18 protein-coding genes and 1 pseudogene are annotated in these 19,132 nt (G+C 35.4%); 5 read left to right on the top strand and 14 right to left on the bottom strand.

Going from position 1 to position 19,132, the window contains the following annotated elements; genetic code table 11:
• The 5 genes and pseudogenes from FVB9532_RS17485 to FVB9532_RS17505 all read left to right on the top strand — a co-directional run.
• Nucleotides 1-499: pseudogene (locus tag FVB9532_RS17485) on the top strand (hypothetical protein); the annotation flags it as partial.
• Between the two features lie 10 nt (nucleotides 500-509).
• A complete protein-coding gene (locus FVB9532_RS17490; RefSeq protein WP_150546478.1) occupies nucleotides 510-1,127 on the top strand; it encodes a conjugal transfer protein TraK in 618 nt (205 codons plus the stop codon).
• 24 nt (nucleotides 1,128-1,151) lie between these two features.
• Nucleotides 1,152-2,081 carry a conjugative transposon protein TraM gene (gene traM / locus FVB9532_RS17495; RefSeq protein WP_150546479.1) on the top strand — a complete coding sequence of 310 codons (930 nt, stop codon included), beginning with the start codon at nucleotides 1,152-1,154 and terminating at the stop codon, nucleotides 2,079-2,081.
• Between the two features lie 29 nt (nucleotides 2,082-2,110).
• On the top strand, nucleotides 2,111-2,944 hold the full coding sequence (locus FVB9532_RS17500; protein WP_150546480.1) for a DUF4138 domain-containing protein: 834 nt from the start codon (nucleotides 2,111-2,113) through the stop codon (nucleotides 2,942-2,944).
• A 7-nt stretch (nucleotides 2,945-2,951) separates the two neighbouring features.
• Nucleotides 2,952-3,317 (top strand): hypothetical protein, encoded by a 366-nt coding sequence (locus tag FVB9532_RS17505; protein ID WP_150546481.1) that lies wholly within the window; start codon nucleotides 2,952-2,954, stop codon nucleotides 3,315-3,317.
• Nucleotides 3,318-3,325: 8 nt separating this feature from the next.
• Here FVB9532_RS17505 and FVB9532_RS17510 read toward each other — a convergent pair whose 3' ends face one another.
• The 14 genes from FVB9532_RS17510 to mobB form a co-directional block, all read right to left on the bottom strand.
• Nucleotides 3,326-5,053 carry an ATP-binding protein gene (locus FVB9532_RS17510; RefSeq protein WP_194716574.1) on the bottom strand — a complete coding sequence of 576 codons (1,728 nt, stop codon included), beginning with the start codon at nucleotides 5,051-5,053 and terminating at the stop codon, nucleotides 3,326-3,328.
• A complete protein-coding gene (locus tag FVB9532_RS17515) occupies nucleotides 5,046-6,302 on the bottom strand; it encodes an SIR2 family protein (protein ID WP_150546482.1) in 1,257 nt (418 codons plus the stop codon). The genes FVB9532_RS17510 and FVB9532_RS17515 overlap by 8 nt, the downstream gene beginning before the upstream one ends.
• On the bottom strand, nucleotides 6,302-8,296 hold the full coding sequence (locus FVB9532_RS17520; RefSeq protein ID WP_150546483.1) for a site-specific DNA-methyltransferase: 1,995 nt from the start codon (nucleotides 8,294-8,296) through the stop codon (nucleotides 6,302-6,304). The genes FVB9532_RS17515 and FVB9532_RS17520 overlap by 1 nt, the downstream gene beginning before the upstream one ends.
• Nucleotides 8,297-8,298: 2 nt before the next feature.
• A complete protein-coding gene (locus tag FVB9532_RS17525) occupies nucleotides 8,299-9,285 on the bottom strand; it encodes a PDDEXK nuclease domain-containing protein (protein WP_150546484.1) in 987 nt (328 codons plus the stop codon).
• A gap of 16 nt (nucleotides 9,286-9,301) precedes the next feature.
• Nucleotides 9,302-12,010, bottom strand: a complete 2,709-nt coding sequence (locus tag FVB9532_RS17530) for a restriction endonuclease (protein ID WP_150546485.1) — start codon at nucleotides 12,008-12,010, stop codon at nucleotides 9,302-9,304.
• Complete coding sequence (locus FVB9532_RS17535; protein ID WP_150546486.1) at nucleotides 12,010-12,327, bottom strand: helix-turn-helix domain-containing protein; 318 nt, start codon at nucleotides 12,325-12,327, stop codon at nucleotides 12,010-12,012. The genes FVB9532_RS17530 and FVB9532_RS17535 overlap by 1 nt, the downstream gene beginning before the upstream one ends.
• Nucleotides 12,328-12,600: 273 nt before the next feature.
• Nucleotides 12,601-13,260: a nitroreductase family protein gene (locus tag FVB9532_RS17540; RefSeq protein WP_150546487.1), complete on the bottom strand. Its 660-nt coding sequence runs from the start codon at nucleotides 13,258-13,260 to the stop codon at nucleotides 12,601-12,603.
• On the bottom strand, nucleotides 13,260-13,859 hold the full coding sequence (locus FVB9532_RS17545; protein ID WP_228482386.1) for a 7-cyano-7-deazaguanine synthase: 600 nt from the start codon (nucleotides 13,857-13,859) through the stop codon (nucleotides 13,260-13,262). The genes FVB9532_RS17540 and FVB9532_RS17545 overlap by 1 nt, the downstream gene beginning before the upstream one ends.
• Complete coding sequence (locus FVB9532_RS17550) at nucleotides 13,846-15,057, bottom strand: PfkB family carbohydrate kinase (RefSeq protein WP_150546488.1); 1,212 nt, start codon at nucleotides 15,055-15,057, stop codon at nucleotides 13,846-13,848. The genes FVB9532_RS17545 and FVB9532_RS17550 overlap by 14 nt, the downstream gene beginning before the upstream one ends.
• Complete coding sequence (locus tag FVB9532_RS17555; protein WP_150546489.1) at nucleotides 15,017-15,382, bottom strand: hypothetical protein; 366 nt, start codon at nucleotides 15,380-15,382, stop codon at nucleotides 15,017-15,019. The genes FVB9532_RS17550 and FVB9532_RS17555 overlap by 41 nt, the downstream gene beginning before the upstream one ends.
• A gap of 5 nt (nucleotides 15,383-15,387) precedes the next feature.
• Nucleotides 15,388-16,182, bottom strand: coding sequence for an 8-oxoguanine DNA glycosylase (locus FVB9532_RS17560; protein WP_150546490.1), 795 nt, complete (start codon nucleotides 16,180-16,182; stop codon nucleotides 15,388-15,390).
• Between the two features lie 26 nt (nucleotides 16,183-16,208).
• A complete protein-coding gene (locus FVB9532_RS17565) occupies nucleotides 16,209-16,400 on the bottom strand; it encodes a helix-turn-helix transcriptional regulator (protein ID WP_150546491.1) in 192 nt (63 codons plus the stop codon).
• 95 nt (nucleotides 16,401-16,495) lie between these two features.
• Nucleotides 16,496-18,082, bottom strand: a complete 1,587-nt coding sequence (locus FVB9532_RS17570; RefSeq protein ID WP_150546492.1) for a type IV secretory system conjugative DNA transfer family protein — start codon at nucleotides 18,080-18,082, stop codon at nucleotides 16,496-16,498.
• A 9-nt stretch (nucleotides 18,083-18,091) separates the two neighbouring features.
• On the bottom strand, nucleotides 18,092-19,123 hold the full coding sequence (gene mobB / locus FVB9532_RS17575) for a MobB family relaxase (RefSeq protein ID WP_150546493.1): 1,032 nt from the start codon (nucleotides 19,121-19,123) through the stop codon (nucleotides 18,092-18,094).
• Nucleotides 19,124-19,132: the final 9 nt, after the last annotated feature.

Consider the following 19,132-nt stretch of genomic DNA (forward strand, 5'->3'; position numbering starts at 1 on the left):
TCCCATTGAAGAAGATGTAAATCTAATAGATGCTGCTAAAAATGCAATGACATTGCTTTATGAAGCTCTGGTTACACCATTATATGGTTTCAAGTTAATGGCCTTTATTGGAGGTGTTATTTTATGGATTCTTGATTTATTTATCTATCCATTATTCTTGGCTGAACGCTTTTTCCTTCTCGGAATAATGCAGGCGTTTTTCCCATTGGTTATCAGCTTGGCCGTTTTTGAAAAATTCCGCTCACTAGCCTATACATTTTTTAAGCTCTATGCCGCCGTCTATATGTTAGTGCCTGCTTTCTTTCTGGTCAATGTTTTTGTCAATGCACTCTATACCGAGATCAATACTAATTTTTGGACAAACCTATTTGGTTCAGATGTCAGCCAAGGAATTTTTGCCCCTGTGGTACAACTCGGGTCAATTGGGTTCATTGTTTTTCTGAAGTTCAAATTGTACCGCCGTGCGACTTCTTTTACCCTTAGATTATTTACTAATTAATTAATGCTCAATGAAAACATATTATAAAAATATCTATACTGTTTTGAAAATGAACCGGTTCATCGTTTTGGCTTTGATCGTGTGCACGTTGCTTTCCAATATTTTTGCGTTATGGATGGCATTCTCAACCCACAAAAAAGCCCTGAACAATGCTTTTGCTATCAACACCGATGGCAGTATCATCCCCCTAAAGCTTATTACCCAAAAAGAAAACTTTAAAGTAGAGGCTTTAGCACATTTAGAACTTTTCCATAATTATTTCTACAATATTGATGCAAGCAATTATGAAAAGAATTTAGAAAAGGCACTTTGGTTGGGCAATAGTACTGTAGATAATTTATATCGTCAAAAAAAGGCAGATGGAGTTTACAATCGACTGCTACAATATTCCTTAGTTCAAAAAGTACTGAGTATCGATTCTCAGATCGAAGAACAAAATGGAACTTATTCCTTCGAAACGGTTACTATTTTTAAGATCAACCGGGGGTCGATCATCGACACTTATCAATTGGTTTCTACCGGAAACCTGATTATCGTAGACCGAAATTTTCCCAATAATCCGCACGGATTGCTAATCACCGATTACTTTGAAAAATCCCTTAAAAAACTAAACGATGAAAACCGATAATGGGTATTTAAAAAACCAATGATTATGAAGATAGAAAAAAATAAAATAGTTTTTGCGGCAGTACTCGCCGTAGTGGTCATTTTCTTAATATCCTATTCTATTATAGTAATGGGAGATGATGAAAGTGAACCTACAAATCTTAAAGAAACATCGGTTCCCGCACTGGAAGAAGACCAAAAGGAATATGATTCTAAACTGGATGCCATCAACGATCTAAAAGAAGTCCGTGAAACCAATGCTCCCAGCATCTATGACGAAAAACTGATTGATTCCCTTGGTTTTTACGATGAGGACTTCGACGAAAATGAAAAAGAACGTATTGTGGATAGCATCTACTCCGCAGGGAAAATCAAGTATTCTGAAAGAAATTATCAGCATATTGGTGCTAGGGAAACTGCCCCGAAGTCCGAAAAAGTAGTGGACTCTTCAGAAATAAAAGCAGAACAAAAAATTGCTGCTAAAGAAATGGGACTGGAACACCAGTTATTCTTTGCCTCAGATCCGAAAGAAAGTGATATTTCAGTTTCCGGTAGTACCGATGCATTGATTTACGCCGTTGTGGATGGCGTCCAAGTGGTCAAAGCCAATTCCCGTTTACGGATGCGCCTAACCAAAGCTGCTACCATTAACAGCAAACAAATTCCAAAAAACACCCCTATTTACGGTTTTATTAGTTTTCAGCCCAACCGGGTCTTGATAGAAATCGAAAACGTCAAGAATCATCCAACCAAATTAAAAGCATTTGACCTTCAAGACGGAAGCGAAGGGGTTTATGTAGAAAACAGCTTTCGCGCCCAAGTATCAACCGAGGTCATCGGTGATATGGTGGATGATATCAATATCGCCGGTGTGCCACAAGTAGGGGGTTTCAAAAAGATATTCCAACGCAATAACCGAAATATTAAGGTTACCGTGCTTAACAATTACAGGCTCATCCTGAAACCTAAGTTATAGACTCAAAACAACACTTAAAACTTATTCTTATGAAGAATTTAATTTTTATCTCACTATCCCTGTTTAGTACAGTTATCACTACTGCACAAACATCTTTTGATCTCGATACCATTTATGCGAATGATCAAAAAAATGTAGCATTGTTCTTCCCAGAGCCTATTCGGCAGGGGATAACAGGGTCTGAAAACTATGTCTTTACCTATAATCGTGAGAAAGGACAATATTTTGGATTGCTCCAGGCAAAGCCCGGAAATGAAAGTAATCTTCTGGTAGTCAATAAAAATGGCGCTGTTTTTTCGTATATTGTAAAGTATAGAAAAAAACTAAATCGGCTGAATTACTTTATACCGACGTCTAAAAGCATCGGTAATGAAAAGCCTATTGCTCTTGATTTAACTACTATTGTTAAACGTGAAGACACAATAGATAACAGAACCTATTATTATTATAAATTTTGTTCTTATCTAATTGGTCGAAAACAACGGATTGGCCGAATCAAAAAACGGAACGAGGGCATCGTATTGAGTGTTGAGAATATTGTTTTTGACAAGGAGGAACTTTATTTCGTGATTCAGGTTGAAAACAAATCTTCATTGGATTATGACCTCAACTTTCTGAAATTATCGGTTGAGACAAGAAAAAAGGGCAAAAAGAAGTCCTTACAACGTCTTTATCAAGAACCGGTTTTTAAATATAGTTTGCCCTCAAAAGCAAAAGAAAACGAAACTGTGAGATTGGTTTATGTACTGCCAAAATTCTCAATAGGAAATGATCGCAGAGCGATTTTAGAACTCAATGAGAAAAACGGGGAACGTAATTTGAAATTAAAAATATCGCATAGATTTATTAATAACCCAAATTAACATTGTTATGAAAAAAATAGCAGTTTTTTCGTTAGTAGTATTAGTTCTGTCGTGTGCTGGAAAGCAAGATTTATCACCTTCAGAAACCGCCAAAATCGTCGCCGAAAGTTTTTATCACGGTGATAAGGCAACTTTAAAGAAATATACTACAGAATCCGGGTATGCAAATCTTTCCAGTATACAAGAAATGTTTGCCGAGGATAAAAATTCTGAATCTGATTTTAAGGTCGTGGATAAACAAAGAGAAGGTGAGATAACCTGGATTAAATATTCAACATCCTACGACCCGAAACCAGGTATCTTTAAATTGGTCAAGGAAGATGACCTATGGAAGGTTACGCATAACGAGCCGCAGGATAGAGGGCCGTTTTAATTAAAATTTCAAAATAATTTCGGCGTACTTGAATCTGGTTTTATATTTGGTTCGTCAAACTTCATTATGATAGGCATTGGGAAATCGACACCGGTTAGAATGGCTTCTCCTTCTCCTAGAATTGGCAAAAAGTCTAAAGTGTTTTTGTTTGCCGTACTACAAGCGTTACTTACCGCTTCTTTGTCATTATAATTGATAAGTCTATGAACGATAAATGTACCCATTTGGCTCAATGTTCCATTGGGAATATCTCTTGGCATTTGAGTGGCAATACACAAAAATAATCCATATTTTCTACATTCCTTTGCTATGGAGTCAAAAGCATCAAGGTTTACTGACTCGAAATATTCATCTTTTACTTTTTTATTTAAGAATTGATGTGCCTCATCAATTAATAAAACTACAGGTTTGTTTTTTACATTATTGGACGGATTAAAATTGCCTTTTCTTGCTTTATTTAGCATATATTTTCCTATTGCATTAGCAAGTATTTCTCTTGCTTGAAAGTCAAAACCAACATTATCAAAACCAATTCTTAGAATTTTTTTATCGGGACAATTAAAAAAAGTGTCTAAAATTTTTACTAATTCGGTTTCTTCATTGCCTGTTTTATCAAATCCAAAAATGGATTTAAAATGTGTTGATTGAATAAGAGTTTCGGTCCTAAGAAACAAACTTGTACTATTATCCCATTTCCTTTTATCTATATCTCCCCAATGAGTTAAAACTTCACCAAACTTATCACTATCATATACACACTCACGTCTTAATTGCTGAGCAAGATTTTGAATATTAAACTCAGCATATTCTTTTTCAATCTCATTGGCGTACGCATTATACAAATCTATATAAGGTTTTTTCTCTTTCTTTATTTTGATATACACTCCATCTTTTACAGCTGTTGGAAGTTTATTGTTTTTTGTCGCAATTTCAACAATTTTCAAAGTTTGAATCGCTTCAAGAAGTATAGGTTGCTGAACCTGGCCAGATGGCTTTAATAAAACGAAAAGATCTGATACAGATAGATTTCTGTAGTGAAAAAAACAATCATCACCTAATATTTTAGATGTACAATATGGCTGGTTAGCATAATTTGAATATTCTCCAGTTGCATCAATTAAAATGGCTTTGTTTCCAGTTGCGATTAACGATTCTATGAGTTTGCTTACAGTGTAACTTTTTCCTCCACCTGTTGTACCAACAACAGCACAATGACGTCCAAAAATAGATTGTAAGTTTATTTTAACTCTCGTTTCAGGACTTGAAACTAAACTTCCGATTGCAATAGTGTTTGGGGTTTCGCCATTCTTTACACCAAATTTTGACATATATTGTTGAACTAATTCTCCGGAACTTACAAATACTTTTGCGCCAATGTTTGGATAGGCTGTTAATCCTTTTTTAACATCAAAAGGATTGTATAAATCAAAAGATAAAAGAATTTCCACTTTACCAGTTGGATGAAAATCACTTGTTTGAAATGCTTTCTCATTTAGTGACAATCTTTCAGATTCCGGTAGCTGTAATTCAGTGATTCTTCCTAAAAATCCAAATTTGTCTCCTTCGATAACAACAAAACTCCCGACTAAACCCCCTTTAAATTCTTTGCCAAAGTGTGTAAAGCCATTTAATAGAATTGATGACGGAAAATGTACTTTCACATATTGAGGCAAGACTTGATTAATATAGCCAAGAAAATATTCGTGTTTGAAGGGGTTAATCTTAGATTCAGTCATTCTTTAAATTTATGTGTTCTAGGCTATTTATTTCATAGGTTTTTATTTCGGGATAGAATTTTGCGAAATCGGTAAAGCTTTCAGAAATCATTAAAATACGTTCTGATTCTAAAGCACTCTTTTTGATTGCTAATGATGAATTTGAAATGTTATCATTGTCAAAACCAGGATCAATAACCGCAAGCCGGAAACCAGGATTCTGATTTAAAGCTTCTTCAATTGCTGCATTAATATGCTTATCGTTAAAGCTGTAGCCCACACAAATTAATAATGTATCATTATTCAGTCTAAGATTACGTTGAAATCTAGCCATCATTTCAAAAAAAGGCTGTTCATAAGAGTCCTCATATTTTGCTTCACGAGGATATACCATAAGAGCCCTTTTAGGATTAGCGTGGATTTCTACTGAATTGTTTTCTTCATTTCGCTCCCAGTTAATAGAACCGTGTAATTTATGTAAGTGAAATACGCGATGTATAAAATTATCTTCTTCTTTTAATTTACTTCCCTCTCTTTGCACTATATCATAATCAAAATACCTTCCGCTAAATGTTCTGGGGAAAGTGAAAGAAAAACCATCAATAACAATAGCATTTACAGCAGTTGCTGCTTTTTCAAATAATAGATCGTAATTGAGTGTGAAAATTTTAACCCTTGGATTTGTCTGCTTTCGCTGTAATAATTTTTCAAGCAATATTTTATGAGGGAAATTGCTCTCTGGTTCTGAAATAGTACACAAAGTTTTTATTAAAGTAAAAAGTTCTTCTTTAATTACGGAAAGAGGGGTTTCCTCATCATCTTCCGCGACTTTTATTTTGGAATCTTTCGAAAATTTACAAAAACCCTCAATTTGTGATAAAAGTTTTTCTAAATCTTTATCTTCATATTTATAATTTACTGCGTCACATATTGTTTTAAAACCCTTAGGATTTTTTTCGTTGTACTTTTCTTCCGCTTTATTCCAAAGTTGTGCCATTGAGAGACCGCCAACATCCATAGATGAACCTGCCCCTGAAAGAACTAGAATATTTTTGAATGCTTTTTTAAAAAAATCACTATAAATTCGCCTTTTTTCCAACTGAGCATCCTCTAAAGTTGGTTCTATTGGAGTACCGTCCTCCTTCTTTTTGTCAAAGGGTTTAAGGTCTTCGATTGAGCTTAAAATACCCTTCTCATAAGTAGGGTTCTTAACCTTAAGCCATTGAGACTTTCCATTAATTATTATGTATTTCCAAGAATCTTGTTCCATTAAAATGCATTAAATTTATCACCCATATAATGCTTTAAATTCCATTTTTTGGTAGTATCCAAAGCTCTTTCCAACACAATTAATTTTTTTCCGCTATGTGTTTTAAAATACTCCACGGTTTCCTCTGCTAGACTTACATCTAAACAAATCAGGGTCTCCTTTTCGTCGTCTGCTGCGAGAGAAATTTCGTTCCCTTTGAACTGTTTCTGTTTTTCTAAGGTATAATTGAGTTTAAAACCGTTCTTTATTAATATTTCGGTTATGAGTTCTTCTCGGTTAAAAACAGAAACAAGTTGAGCTTCTTTTTCGGTAATGTATTTTTTAAGCAAGGCCACATTTTCTTCCTCCGACTTTTCCGGATCGGGCGCGTATTCTACCCGTGGAAAATTAGATTTTACCAATTTAAATACTTTAAAGCCCAGACCTTTTAATGACTCCTGTTCCTCCTTCTTTTCAGAAAATAAATCCGGTTCTTCTTTTTTCTTTTCAGCAATAATTTTTTCAACAACCCGCTTATTTCGCTCAATGGTAATGTCGCTAATTTTTTTAAAACCGTTTTGAAAAGCCTTTCCAGATTCAGAACATTTTTGAGGTAATTGTATATTAATAAAGCGGATATTCTTATCACTGTCTTTATTTAATTCAAATACCGCCTGTCCAGTAGTCCCAGAACCTGCAAAAAAATCTAAAACTAAATCATTTTCTTCGACTGTTAATTTCAGACATCTTTTGACCAATTCTACAGGTTTAGGAAAATCAAATTCTCCATCAAATCCTAATTGCCTAACCTGAACTGTTCCTGTTTCTGTTAAAAAAGAATTATCATTCCATATTGATTTAGGTTTAAATGTCGTTTTCCTGTATTTTTCATAAATCCCAAAGCTACCATTACCTTTCTTCTTGGCAATCACATTACTTTCTAACGTATTTTCCCTACAGTTATCTTTAAATTTAGATTCGCCCCAACGCCAACAAGATTCTATGCCTTTCGAATTAAAAGGTTCAACTTCAAGATTATAATTCTCTGTTTTACTAAAAGAAACGGGATAAAAACCATCTTTATCTTGAGTATTTGTATCTACATATATTGGATAAAACAAATTCGGACGATTATGTTTTCCAAATTTTGGATTTCTATTTCGAAGTTCTCTAATATTATAATTACCAATATTATCTTGAAGATTCAAATCTGAATTTTTACTAGACTTTTCCAATTCAAACAAATCGCCGTCAAATGATTTCGTATAGACTAGAATATACTCGTGAGTTTTTGCAATTTGATTGTACGTTTGACCTCTACTATTAGCTCTTACTATAATTTGAGAGTAAAAATTTTCCTCTCCAAAAACTTCATCACACAATTTTCTCAAATGAACTACTTCATCATCATCAATTGAAATAAAAATCACACCATCTTCTCGGAGCAATTGACGTGCAATCAATAAACGACTATACATCATATTCAGCCAATTACTGTGGAAACGGCCGTCTTTCTCTGAATTTGTATCAATACTTACTCCATTCTCAGTCATTTCGGAATCCTCCCAATAAGACTTCACATCTTGTTTCCAAGTATCTCGATATACAAAATCTTTATCTTTATTGTAAGGCGGATCAATATAAATGCACTTAACCTGCTCACGATAACTTTTGCTGAGTAACTTGAGCACTTGCAGGTTTTCTCCTTCAATAATCAGGTTTTCACTATTTTCGGGGTTTACACTTCGTTCTTCATCATAAACAAGCGTAGCATCAGTGGGTGTAAAAGCTTCTCGTTTTGCCTTGCTTTTTCCAAACCAGCGAAATTCATAGCGTTCTGTTTCATTTACACTTTCGGAATCCACCACTTTTTTGAGTTCGTTTATATTTAGTTTCCCTTCATTAGTAAACAAATCGGGCATCAACTGTTTTAGCTGCTGCAATCGTTCTTTATTCCAGTCGTGTGACTGTACTTTTTCCAATGGGTTTTCTATAGTTTCTTTACTATCGCTCATAACTATTCTTCAAGATCTTTTTCAATAAATTGTTTCAATTCTTCCTCACTTGGCAGGTACATTTGGTATTTTGATGCAAACAGGTTTTTCTTATCATTGAGTACTGAATATTTGGCCACCACATTATCGGTATCGGCACATAATAATATCCCGATTGTGGGATTATCGGTCTTAGATTTTTCACGCTCGTCAAACATTCGTACATACATATCCAGCTGCCCAATATCCTGATGGCTCAATTTTCCACTCTTAATGTCAATGACTACAAAGCATTTTAAATGATAATTATAAAACACCAGATCAATAAAGAAATCAGAAGTCTCGGTTCGCACCAATTTTTGCTGCGCTACAAAAGCAAAGCCTTTACCTAGTTCTAGTAGAAAAGTTTGTAAATGGGCTATAATACCTTTTTCAATGTCCTTTTCTTTATGTGTTAAATTGGCGGGAAGATCAAGAAATTCGAGTACGTAAGGGTTTTTAATAAAATCTAACTTGGTTAATTCACCCCTTTCTGAAGTAATTTCCTCTTTGGTCTGGCTCGATAAAATGCGCTGGTAATATTGACTGCTAATGTTACGGTCAAGTTTTCGGGTACTCCAATGCTGGCTTATGGATTCCTTCAAATAAAACTCCCTTACACTTTCATTTTCCACACGTATCAATAAGCGATAATGAGACCAACTCAATTCGGGACGCACTGTGTCCCGAATTGGAAAACTCAGGTAAAATTGCCGAATCCTGCGTAACTCACGAGCATCAAAGCTTTTTCCAAAATCCTGACTTAGGTTTTGGGCTAGTTCCTTTAATAAATAAGTGCCGTATTCCGCCCTTTCGCTACCTTTCTGTTCCTCCTCTACAATACGTTGCCCAATCTTCCAATATGCAAATACCATTGCGGAATTAACCGCTGTAGCAGCCTGATTACGCGCTTGTTTTAAAATATCCCTTATTTCTTGAAGAAGGGCGCTATGTGATTTACCGGGTTTCATTAATCTTTTTATCCTTTTAGGCCTGTTGCACTTTATTAATATCCTTTTGAGCTTCTGTTTTAAAATAATCATACTCTTTTACAGGAGCTTTGTATTTTACATCTACACCTAATGCCTCAAAATGTTTAAGCGCGCATTTTATTTTATAAACTTCACTTTCTTTTAAAGACTTCTTGTCGTTGATGTTGTTGGTGCCCTTTGTTTCAATTACAAAATAAAATTCACTTTCCACACCGTCTTTTAAATTTTTACGTTTCATCACAATTCCAAAGTCTGGCTCGTATTCACCAATAGGTGTTTTGATTTTATAATAAGAAGGTAGTTTAAGAAAACAGACCACCTCATCATCGTTATCAGCAGTCAAAGCAAATTTATGTTCCACTTCGCTATCTACTAAAGTTTTATCAAAAACCCCACGTTTTGGAGTTAATGTATAACGCTTATCATCCAGTTGTTTTACAAAATCATCAAAATCAAAAGGAAAAGTTTCATTCGTTAGATGATAATCCAAACCACGTAACATTTCTTCGAGTTCAATATTCTTTATGAGTGCAGAAGCCCGGTGGATAAACTGAGGTGGATTTTTGGCAAAATGGTCGTGCTCAATATCCCGAATAATGGCAAAAGTAGTGGGATAACTCAATCCAGTATTTTCGCTGAGTTCTTCCACCAAATCCAACGCAGTATAACTCGCTTTCAGTTTATAGCTTTCACTTCCTCCAAATTCATCTTTCAATTCTTCCTCTGAAATAGCACTAATAGATCGGCTATTCACCTCTGCCATATAATCGGCAATATCTATTTGATTGAGCGCTTCCCGGCTCCTTTCAATAAGGGCTTCTTCGTCAAAAGCTACGGTATAATTGGTTTTTTTAGCGAGCGCAGCCCAAAAACGTTTGAAAGCTTTATTGATATTCTCATTCCGCTTAAATCGAACTTCGTTTTGCGGTTTTCCCTTATGGGTATGTGTCATTCCGGCACCAGCAGTTTGTGTTCCATAAACTTCTTTTATTTCTTCTTGATATTGGGTTACAAAAGTTTCATACGTTTCATTTGGAATCACGGTAAGTTGATTGATACGTTCAGCGTCTGAAACATCCAGCTTGTCATAAATACGATCCCCTTTATTATCGACACATATACGCAGGCCTCTACCTATCTCCTGTCGCTTTTTAATTTCAGAATAAGAATTGCTCAAGGTAGCAATGTTGAAGATATTAGGGTTATCCCACCCAACGCCCAAAGCGGAATGAGAAAAGATAAACTCGATTTTATTGGCCACACTATCACCATAATTGAGTAAACCCTCTTTGTCTTTCAAGATAGCATCAAACACATCACTGTTCTTACGCATCGAGCTTTCGCTATCCGTAAATTCACCTTTACCCGTTTTAGCAAAATATGAACCTTGAATATGTTCGATATGTTCGGCTGAAGGCTCTTGATTGTTGTGAAATTCAGGATAAAGCGTTTTATACTTTTCCATAAATATCCTTTTAATGACAGGATCATCGCTAACATAGTTAGCGACCTTATCAATAAAAATCAAGGAAAGACATTTAATACCTTGCTTCTGTAGTTTTTGCTTTTTCGTAAAATGCCGAATGATGAGCCATTCCAATTGCAATTCCCAGATGCTCTTAATATTCCCGGAAGTCTGCCTTTCAAATATCTCGGTTCCGTTAGTAAAGGTGGTTGACCATTTTTGGGTGCGGAGGCTCTTTTGAATGCGCTCTATTTTGTAGTTCAGGTAACTTGGATTATTCGTTTTCTCTCCAAGATTATCACCCTCTTTTAACCAGGCTGTATTTTTAAATTGAATTTTCCCACTGGCCATTTGGTGCCAGGCTTTAATTTTCGCTTTAATTTTTCCATTCTTGTTTTGAACATCTGAAAACTCAAGCTTTAACGTGGCTTCATCATTTTTTTCAGTAACAGTAAGTACTTCTATTTTTTTGACCAAACCATCTTTGTAACTATCATAAGGCGTTAAACAATACATTTTGTTTTTGGAAACCTTATGCGTGGCAGAATATCTTAATTTGAAAAGGGGATTAAGCTTTTTAATCTGCTTAATAGAATTAGGGGTATCCATTCCTTCCTGAGGCTCATCCATTATAATAAAAGGATTGGTTCGCCCAATTGCTTCAATAAAAGGAATATTGGCAAATAAATCTTCCCGTTGGGCTTGGTTTAAAATTTTATCTTCTGAATTGAAGGAAGCCAAGGTCATTATCATTATTTGAGGATGTTGTTCCTCAATAAAATTGGTTACCTTATTCAAACGCTTACTGTCATATTCAAAAGCCTTTGGAGTAAAACCGTATATTTCCTCTAATTGCGTATTGAAAGTCTCTAAAGTATTGAGCACTCCTTGACGAATAGCAACAGAAGGAACAAGTATGATAAACTTGGTAAAGCCATATTGTTTGTAAAGCTCATAAATGGTTTTTAAGTACACCAGGGTTTTTCCGGTCCCGGTTTCCATTTCAATGGTCAATTCGTTTTCGGGAGTTAATTTGGCGATTTCTTCAGCAATACCATTTTCCTGAATAATTGATTTTATATTCTTTTGAACTTCTTCCTCAGCGAGTGAAATTCTATTCGAGCGAATACCATCATTACTGGAATTGTCAAAGGTATTTTTAATCGTGCCGTCAAAGACATCAACCACCGATTTAATGGCTGTTTGTTGATACGCTAATTCTTCTAACTTAATTCCCATTAATCTTTAATCTGCTTAGTATTATTCTTTTTTATTTTTTGCTCAGCAACCTTCAAAGCTTTTTCTCCTAATTCTTCATCTTGAATTTCATAAAGTATTCTTTCACTTAAAAATTGAATGATTAAATCTTCCTGATTCAATTCTAAGATTTTAGCTAATTGAACAATTTGTTCCTTTTTTGCCTTACGTTCTCCACGCTCGATTTTACTAAGGATAGCCGTATCAACATCCAAAAGAGCTGCTACTTGCCTAAGCAATAAGCCTTTTTCTTCTCTCCGCTTCCTCAATATTTCCCCAATGGAATTATTTTTTTTCATTTGACAACATTAAGTTGATAAAATTAACTTGACAATATTTGTCAATTATAGCGAAAATTCCAATAGGGAGATACAAATTGTGTAAACGAGTTGTTAACAAATTGAAATTGTTCTTGGTTTTACAATCAACAAAGGCCACCATAATTGCTGGGAAGGATTACATTTATATAAAATGTGATAAAAAAGGATTTTAAATAAAAATCACCCTCTAGATCAAGTAATTACATTTAAAAAAGTCTTGTTTTATGACAAATAAAAATTTAAAGAGACTATTTATCTTCCTACCAATATCCCCCCACCTGAAATTAAATCATTCGTTTGAAAGAGATTATCAAAAGATTTAACCGCTAGTCCTCCTAATGGGCAACTCTTAAAGCCTAAATAGTTTGATATTATTTGAATACAATAGAGTAAAGATCCTGCGTCCCTCCAGTACAAACTTTCAGCATATTCATACTTGGATTGTGTTTTTTTAGTTTGAATTGAAAACCATATCAAACAACAGTCCCCAACAGGAATGTTTTCATTTACTTCTGCAAAAAAAGATTGTTGTAATTCTCTAGGAATTGACAGTTCACTCAAAGAATGATCTATTGGGTTATAATAATGTAAAAAGCGTTTGCTCTCTGATGGAAGTGATACTAGAAGATCTATTGGATGACGACCACCAGCTGAAGGAACAGTTCTTTTGGAAATTAAAAATCCAGAATCATCAATATTTATGGATTGAACTTTATTGCTGTAGTATAACAGTTCAGCAATATCTTCTAGCGAAATATGGCCCAAATTCTGCGAGGATCTCCTTGTCAATAAAATATCTAAAAAACCACCCTCTCTTGTTTTAAAATCTCGATTTAGTTTAGTTTTTGTGCTAAATGGATATTTAAAAGGATGAAACTCATCATTAATATTTTTAGGTTTTGGACTTTTCATTAATCTAAGCCTAACATTTGAAGTGTATAAAGATATTTTTTACATCCATTACAATTCATACAAGGCTCATTTGCGGTATGACAGGAGTGAGCCCAATATAAAAGTGATATAGGTAATTTCGCTTTTTTAATTAGGTCAACAGTGCTCATTTCAATACCAGGACACGTAATTTTTATTTGTCCTTCTTGATATTCGATTAATTTAGATAAATAATCATAAAATGTTCTAGTCCCATCTTTATGCGCATTATCTGTTGAAACAGAACCAATTATTAATTCTTTAATTCCTATACTAACACCTTTCATACAAGCTAAAGTAACCAACAATTGATTTCTATATGGCCACCATTCCGTAATAGGTGAGATACCCAAGGATTTACTCCCATTCATATCTCCTGAACCTAGAGCCGAACAATCTACTTTTAGTATATGGTGTTCAATATTCAAATACTTTGAAATTTGTGCAGCTGCTTTTATTTCAGCATTAGCTGCTTTCTGACCATAGTCAATCGTAATAGAATGAGCAGGCTTTTTCCAGTATGCCAAAGCAATGGAATCCATACCCCCTGATAATAATATTGCTAGATTATTCTTTTGCAAGTTCCCAGTATAATTTATAGATAGCTGTTGTAAAATCTCTTTCAATAATACAATTGGTTCCTTCTAACATTTTTAGTGATTCTTCTCCTTCTTTTTGAACAAATGCAACTACTTTCTTTTTCTGACATATTGCATAACCTACTTCAAATAGGGTTCCAGAATCTAATCCATCAATTATAGCAAATACAATTTTCGATTCATCCAATCCTTCTAAATCTTTGCAAACTACATCATTGGCTTGTCCGTGTCCTACATCGTGAAAAGGCGAAAACACTTTTAACCCAATGGATTTAAAAGTATTCCACACCTCATTGACTAACCATCGCTCACTAAAAGTAAAAAAAGGTCCAGCCAAATAAATTTGTTCAGAAGGAATTTTATCGATTAATAAACTTTTGAAGGTGAAAGAGTCAAGACCTTTTTTTAATGACAAGTCTTGAGTATTACAATAGATAGCTGTTGCCTTACTTGCAAGAAGCGCACTGGATTTTAAACTAGCTCCATTAAACCAATTTTGTGCAAAGTAGGCAGAAAACACATCTCCAGAGCCAATTGGCCAAACTTTATTAGTTTCAAATACCGGGATTTTAACCGGATCATTATTGTTTGATTCAAAAAGGAAAGCTCCTTTTGCCCCCATTTTTATAATCAGACCAAAGCACATTTCTGAATCAAAAAAGTAATTTTTTATATCTTCAATCTCAGTTTTTCCAGTCAGTTTTTCAGCTTCCCCAAGATTTACAATGGTGATAAGCTTTTCAGCAGTAGACTCGGTAGCAGAAAATGGAATAGGATTAACAGGGGATTGAGGGTCATACACAACTTTTTTGCCTCTTACAATAATTGAAGCTTCTAATAATCCATATGCCAAAATATTATTCCCTTCTGCAGATATCGTTTTTGTAGTGGTATTATATACATCCGGCCTTGGTATAATTCTTGGGGTTTTTAGCGGATGATCGTAATGGAATTCTGGACTTTTTTTAATTTCTGTTATATGAACATTAAGGTTTGTGTTTAGTTTTGTGTTATAATCTAAATGAGCTTTTATTTCTGCATCGGCACAGGTATAGAAGTCAATTACTTCAAAACCCCCATTTTCTATTAGCAGATTAACGGCTCGAAAACCAGATCCATATATGTTTTCCCAGATGGGCTCAAAACAGATTTCCGTGTAAGTTCCGCCAACAACAATCATATGGAGCGAATTTGGATATTACACTGACCACATTAATAGAAAGAACTTCGGCTTCATACACTGTACCCGATATTATACAATTAAGCAACTTGACTTGTTCTCTAGAAATTATATTTCCTGCTAAAATACCTGCTTGATTTATAGCCTGTATAGGTCCTTGATCTGAGGCAATTGTAATCTCCAAGAGATCCCCCGGATTTAAAGCACTTATAACTTCTGCTTGTGGAGAAGCCAAATTTGTATTAATAACTAAACCTTCACAATTTTCATTCTGATTTGGTCTATTAACTGATGGCATACCCCCATCACCTGAACTTCCCGACATAAGAGTTAATTTTTATCATTAATTAGTTTTAAAACATTTCGATTAGCTTCTTTCATTTGCAGCCAAATAAGTGCATCCATCTTAGAAGGTTGCACATCCAACTCACAACAGAATTGTAAAAATATTTTCTCTAATTTAACATAATCTTTTTGAATATCATAATATTCACTATAAAGACCCATAATTAAACAAGCCCTATAAATATGAATATCAATAATTGCTACATTTTCACTATTCAGATAATTACGGGTAACCCAAGCCGCAGTCTTTGGACCTATAACATTAATAGATAATAGCCAATCCCTTAATTCAATATCATTATCTAGAGGAATTAACTTCAAATCATTTCTGTTCAGAAATTCTGTTATATATTTAGCTTTTTGGTTTGGAAATCTATAATGAACACTCTTCTCATTAGTAACAAATGGCTCTTTTAAACTTGTAAGGATTTCTTCGTGAGTTATAGCTTCTTTTATTTGACGTCGTGTTTTCAATCTATGAAATGCTGCCAATCCTATTTCAGATTTGAGTCCAAAACCTCCAAGAAGACAGGCTACAACTTCTTCAAGAATATTATCACCTAGACGATAATTAATATCGAATTTTTCATTTTCACTATACATTAAGTACTGAACCTTCCAATAGGCTGGAGTAAAAAGCTCTCCATAGTTACCCCATTTTATTCCTGGCATAAAATCCATAGTAGGCCTGGGTATAGTAGATATTTGTTTGTTTATCCTTTCGAGAAGCGGAGTCTCTTCTATTACATCAAGTTCTTCAAACCTTAATTGATAATTCATACCCAATGGTTTATATTAAATTCAATTTATTTCACTAAAAATATTTCCTCAACAGAAACTTTAAAAAATTGAGCAATCCTTATGGCTAATTCCACAGAAGGTATTTTTTTTCCTCGCTCAATTGAATGTATTGTTTGTCTAGATACATTTACCTTTTCCGCTAAATCTTGCTGAGAAATATCAAGTTTTGCCCTCTCAACTCTAATCGTATTATCCATTTAAAAAAGCTGTCGAGAATTTCAATTCATCCTTCAAAAGTAAACTAAAGTAGTCAATATGACAACTTTAGTTATAATTATTTGAAATGGAGATTCTATTGATTATTGAATATCGACCTAGCTTCTTCATAAATCCGCTCAAAATTTTTCTCCAAATCAGCCTGAGAAAACGGCTTTGATACCTCCGGCAATCCCCTTTGAATCTTTGCTAATTTAAACTGCACTTTTTTGTCAGTTCCATCTGCATACGTAATAAACTCTCCCTGTTTCAACCGAAAGAAAACATCCGCCCTGATTTTTGGAATTTCCTTTTCCCCTGTGGTAATCCGTGTATCAAAATCCAGATTATGCCCACGACTAATACTTTTTGTCGGGTCTTTAATAATCTCAAAAAAGCGTTCATAATATTTTGCGGTGTCCGGGTCATTGACCTTTCCAAAAAACTGGTAGGAAAGATTGCTCAATATCGCCTTGCTCGCCTTATCACCATACATCATATCGTTCTGGATCTTGTCCTGCATCACATAGACCGTAGAAATATTATAGCTCCGCAATGTTGCCGGAATGCGGTGCATATTCAATAAGCGTATGGTAGGTGCTTCTTCCATTAACAGGAATGAAGGTTTGGAATTCCGCACACTCATTTGTTTGGTGATGGTATGGACAATGGTGGCAATCACTGGCGAATAGGATGTTTCAAATTTTGGATTGTTCACGATTGAAATTACCGCAGGATTTTCTTCACTGTTGATATTGAGCGGCACTTCATCTGCGGACAATGCCATAAAAATCCGTTGCGTACTGATGCGTTTTAATGCATTGGCCAAAGTGCTTTTTACACCAGCGGTTTGTCGTTCCGAATCCTTGCCGCTGATAAAAGCATCCGCCATAGCTCGTGATGTGGTATTGGTTTCCAAAAACTGGATTAGGCTATCGGTGTCCAGATATTGATAAATGGCTATCAAATGCGGCAGGGTGCAAAATTGTGGGTAGGTCGTTTTCAGTTTCCAAATCAATCCCCCGATTAATCCTTCCGCTGCATCATTAAAAAATTTAGTTGTTCCGGTTGTTCCCGATTCCCGTTGCTCCAAAAGGTTCTCTATCAGTACCCGAGAAACTTCGTTTACGCTTTCCTCGTTCTCCAAATATCGTGGAGCAATGGGATTTACCCGATGGATGATTTTATCAAAGGAAATCACCTTAAACGGAATATCCCCATCCTTAAAAAGCGGATACGCCATTTCCGTAAGCTCAAAATCTTTGTAATCGTGGATAATGCCACAAAAACCTTCCTTCCGGAAATGTTTCAGGAATCCATACACCACACTTTCGGTCTTTCCACTTCCCGCAGAACCTATGATGGATGCGCCACGTTTGATATTGTCCAGTTTGAAGTCTCCCTTGGTAGTGGCAAAATCGACTTGATACCTATGGTCGCCATTTTTTGGCACCTCCTTTTTATGCAAGAAAACATACAATGCCGTATTGATCAACAAAAGCGGACAGACCACATTCAATAAAATTATAACCAAATTGTTCCAAGGTTGTAAAAAATAGGCCAGGGCAAACAACAAAAGGCTGTTTGCAAGAAATGCATATTTGGAGACCAGATACAATCCATAAAATAAAGCACTGGTCAGACCAATGGTTAAAAGAGCGGTAAAGAGATTGTCTATTTGCATACGTTTGGATTAGATACCTATAGAACTTGATTTAATGGCCACTTCTACGCCACGGCGCAGTCGGTTGAATACCTTCATTGCCAGTTGCGCCTGTGTTACCGGAATACTTGGCAGCATTGGAACACCACTTTCCTTCATCATTTTAAAGGCGATCGCCTTTTCATTGGTGGGCAGTTTCATCAGCGATGCAAAATAGATTTTGGGATTCTTGACAAAATCCTTTCGAGCTTTGTAGGTCTCGGCGAAGTTTCTTTGATAGCCAAAAGTCCTGTCAAAGGTCTTTTCCGCACGTTCAAAAAACTGGTCACGGTCAAAGCCCCGTTTTATGGTCTTACCGTGCATCTCCACTTCCGATGCCTTATGCTTGCTCCCCGGGGAAAGACTGAAGGTGTTGGAGGCATCCTTTCGGCTTACGATGATATGGATATGGCTTTGGTTTCCCGCCTTTGGCATCCCCTGGACAATTCGCTTCCCGTCCTGTTGGTGCGGTGCTTCCTTTTCCAATCGAGCTATTTTTTGCCGTAGCAGCTTGATGTTTCCTTCAGCACGACCTTCTTCAATCCTTCTAATTTCGGTTTTGAGCTGCAATATTTTGGTGGCATAAGGCTGATTCTCTTTAATCTGCCAATCCGTTCCCTTGAAGGTTCGTTGGTATTCGATTTTTGCATAATATTTTATATCATCGATGGTAATCGGTCTTCCATTAATTTCACGGTTAAAGGAAGCCACATAATCCTTCATCAGCTCACGGGTGTATCTTTTTAAATCTTCGCTATTGTTCTGTAATCGGTTCAGTTCGTATTTGGAAGGGCTGACCGTAATGGAATAGAATTTCGGTTCAGTCTTTTTGAGTTTGGCGCCGTTACCATCGATATCCTTTACCACTTCTTCAGCGGAAATGTCATCTCCATATTGATTGAAAAAGTGTTGCATTTCTTCCTGTTCCAGACCCTGGTTTTCTTTCTCCAGATAACCAACAAAATCGCCTGAACTTTGTGAATAATTCCCTCCCAGTTTTTGAGGTGTGATGGTGATATACATAGCTCAAAG

The organism is Mesonia oceanica, from assembly GCF_902499555.1.
GTDB classification, from domain to species: Bacteria; Bacteroidota; Bacteroidia; order Flavobacteriales; family Flavobacteriaceae; genus Mesonia; species Mesonia oceanica.

Excerpts from the sequence above, each read along its gene's own strand:
- mobB (WP_150546493.1), bottom strand. The coding sequence starts at position 19,123 with ATGTATATCACCATCACACCTCAAAAACTGGGAGGGAATTATTCACAA.
- FVB9532_RS17555 (WP_150546489.1), bottom strand. The coding sequence starts at position 15,382 with ATGTCGGGAAGTTCAGGTGATGGGGGTATGCCATCAGTTAATAGACCA.
- FVB9532_RS17535 (WP_150546486.1), bottom strand. The coding sequence starts at position 12,327 with ATGAAAAAAAATAATTCCATTGGGGAAATATTGAGGAAGCGGAGAGAA.
- FVB9532_RS17525 (WP_150546484.1), bottom strand. The coding sequence starts at position 9,285 with ATGAAACCCGGTAAATCACATAGCGCCCTTCTTCAAGAAATAAGGGAT.
- FVB9532_RS17515 (WP_150546482.1), bottom strand. The coding sequence starts at position 6,302 with ATGGAACAAGATTCTTGGAAATACATAATAATTAATGGAAAGTCTCAA.
- traM (WP_150546479.1), top strand. The coding sequence starts at position 1,152 with ATGAAGATAGAAAAAAATAAAATAGTTTTTGCGGCAGTACTCGCCGTA.
- FVB9532_RS17550 (WP_150546488.1), bottom strand. The coding sequence starts at position 15,057 with ATGATTGTTGTTGGCGGAACTTACACGGAAATCTGTTTTGAGCCCATC.
- FVB9532_RS17500 (WP_150546480.1), top strand. The coding sequence starts at position 2,111 with ATGAAGAATTTAATTTTTATCTCACTATCCCTGTTTAGTACAGTTATC.
- FVB9532_RS17505 (WP_150546481.1), top strand. The coding sequence starts at position 2,952 with ATGAAAAAAATAGCAGTTTTTTCGTTAGTAGTATTAGTTCTGTCGTGT.
- FVB9532_RS17560 (WP_150546490.1), bottom strand. The coding sequence starts at position 16,182 with ATGAATTATCAATTAAGGTTTGAAGAACTTGATGTAATAGAAGAGACT.
- FVB9532_RS17510 (WP_194716574.1), bottom strand. The coding sequence starts at position 5,053 with ATGACTGAATCTAAGATTAACCCCTTCAAACACGAATATTTTCTTGGC.
- FVB9532_RS17540 (WP_150546487.1), bottom strand. The coding sequence starts at position 13,260 with ATGAAAAGTCCAAAACCTAAAAATATTAATGATGAGTTTCATCCTTTT.
- FVB9532_RS17565 (WP_150546491.1), bottom strand. The coding sequence starts at position 16,400 with ATGGATAATACGATTAGAGTTGAGAGGGCAAAACTTGATATTTCTCAG.
- FVB9532_RS17520 (WP_150546483.1), bottom strand. The coding sequence starts at position 8,296 with ATGAGCGATAGTAAAGAAACTATAGAAAACCCATTGGAAAAAGTACAG.
- FVB9532_RS17490 (WP_150546478.1), top strand. The coding sequence starts at position 510 with ATGAAAACATATTATAAAAATATCTATACTGTTTTGAAAATGAACCGG.
- FVB9532_RS17570 (WP_150546492.1), bottom strand. The coding sequence starts at position 18,082 with ATGCAAATAGACAATCTCTTTACCGCTCTTTTAACCATTGGTCTGACC.
- FVB9532_RS17530 (WP_150546485.1), bottom strand. The coding sequence starts at position 12,010 with ATGGGAATTAAGTTAGAAGAATTAGCGTATCAACAAACAGCCATTAAA.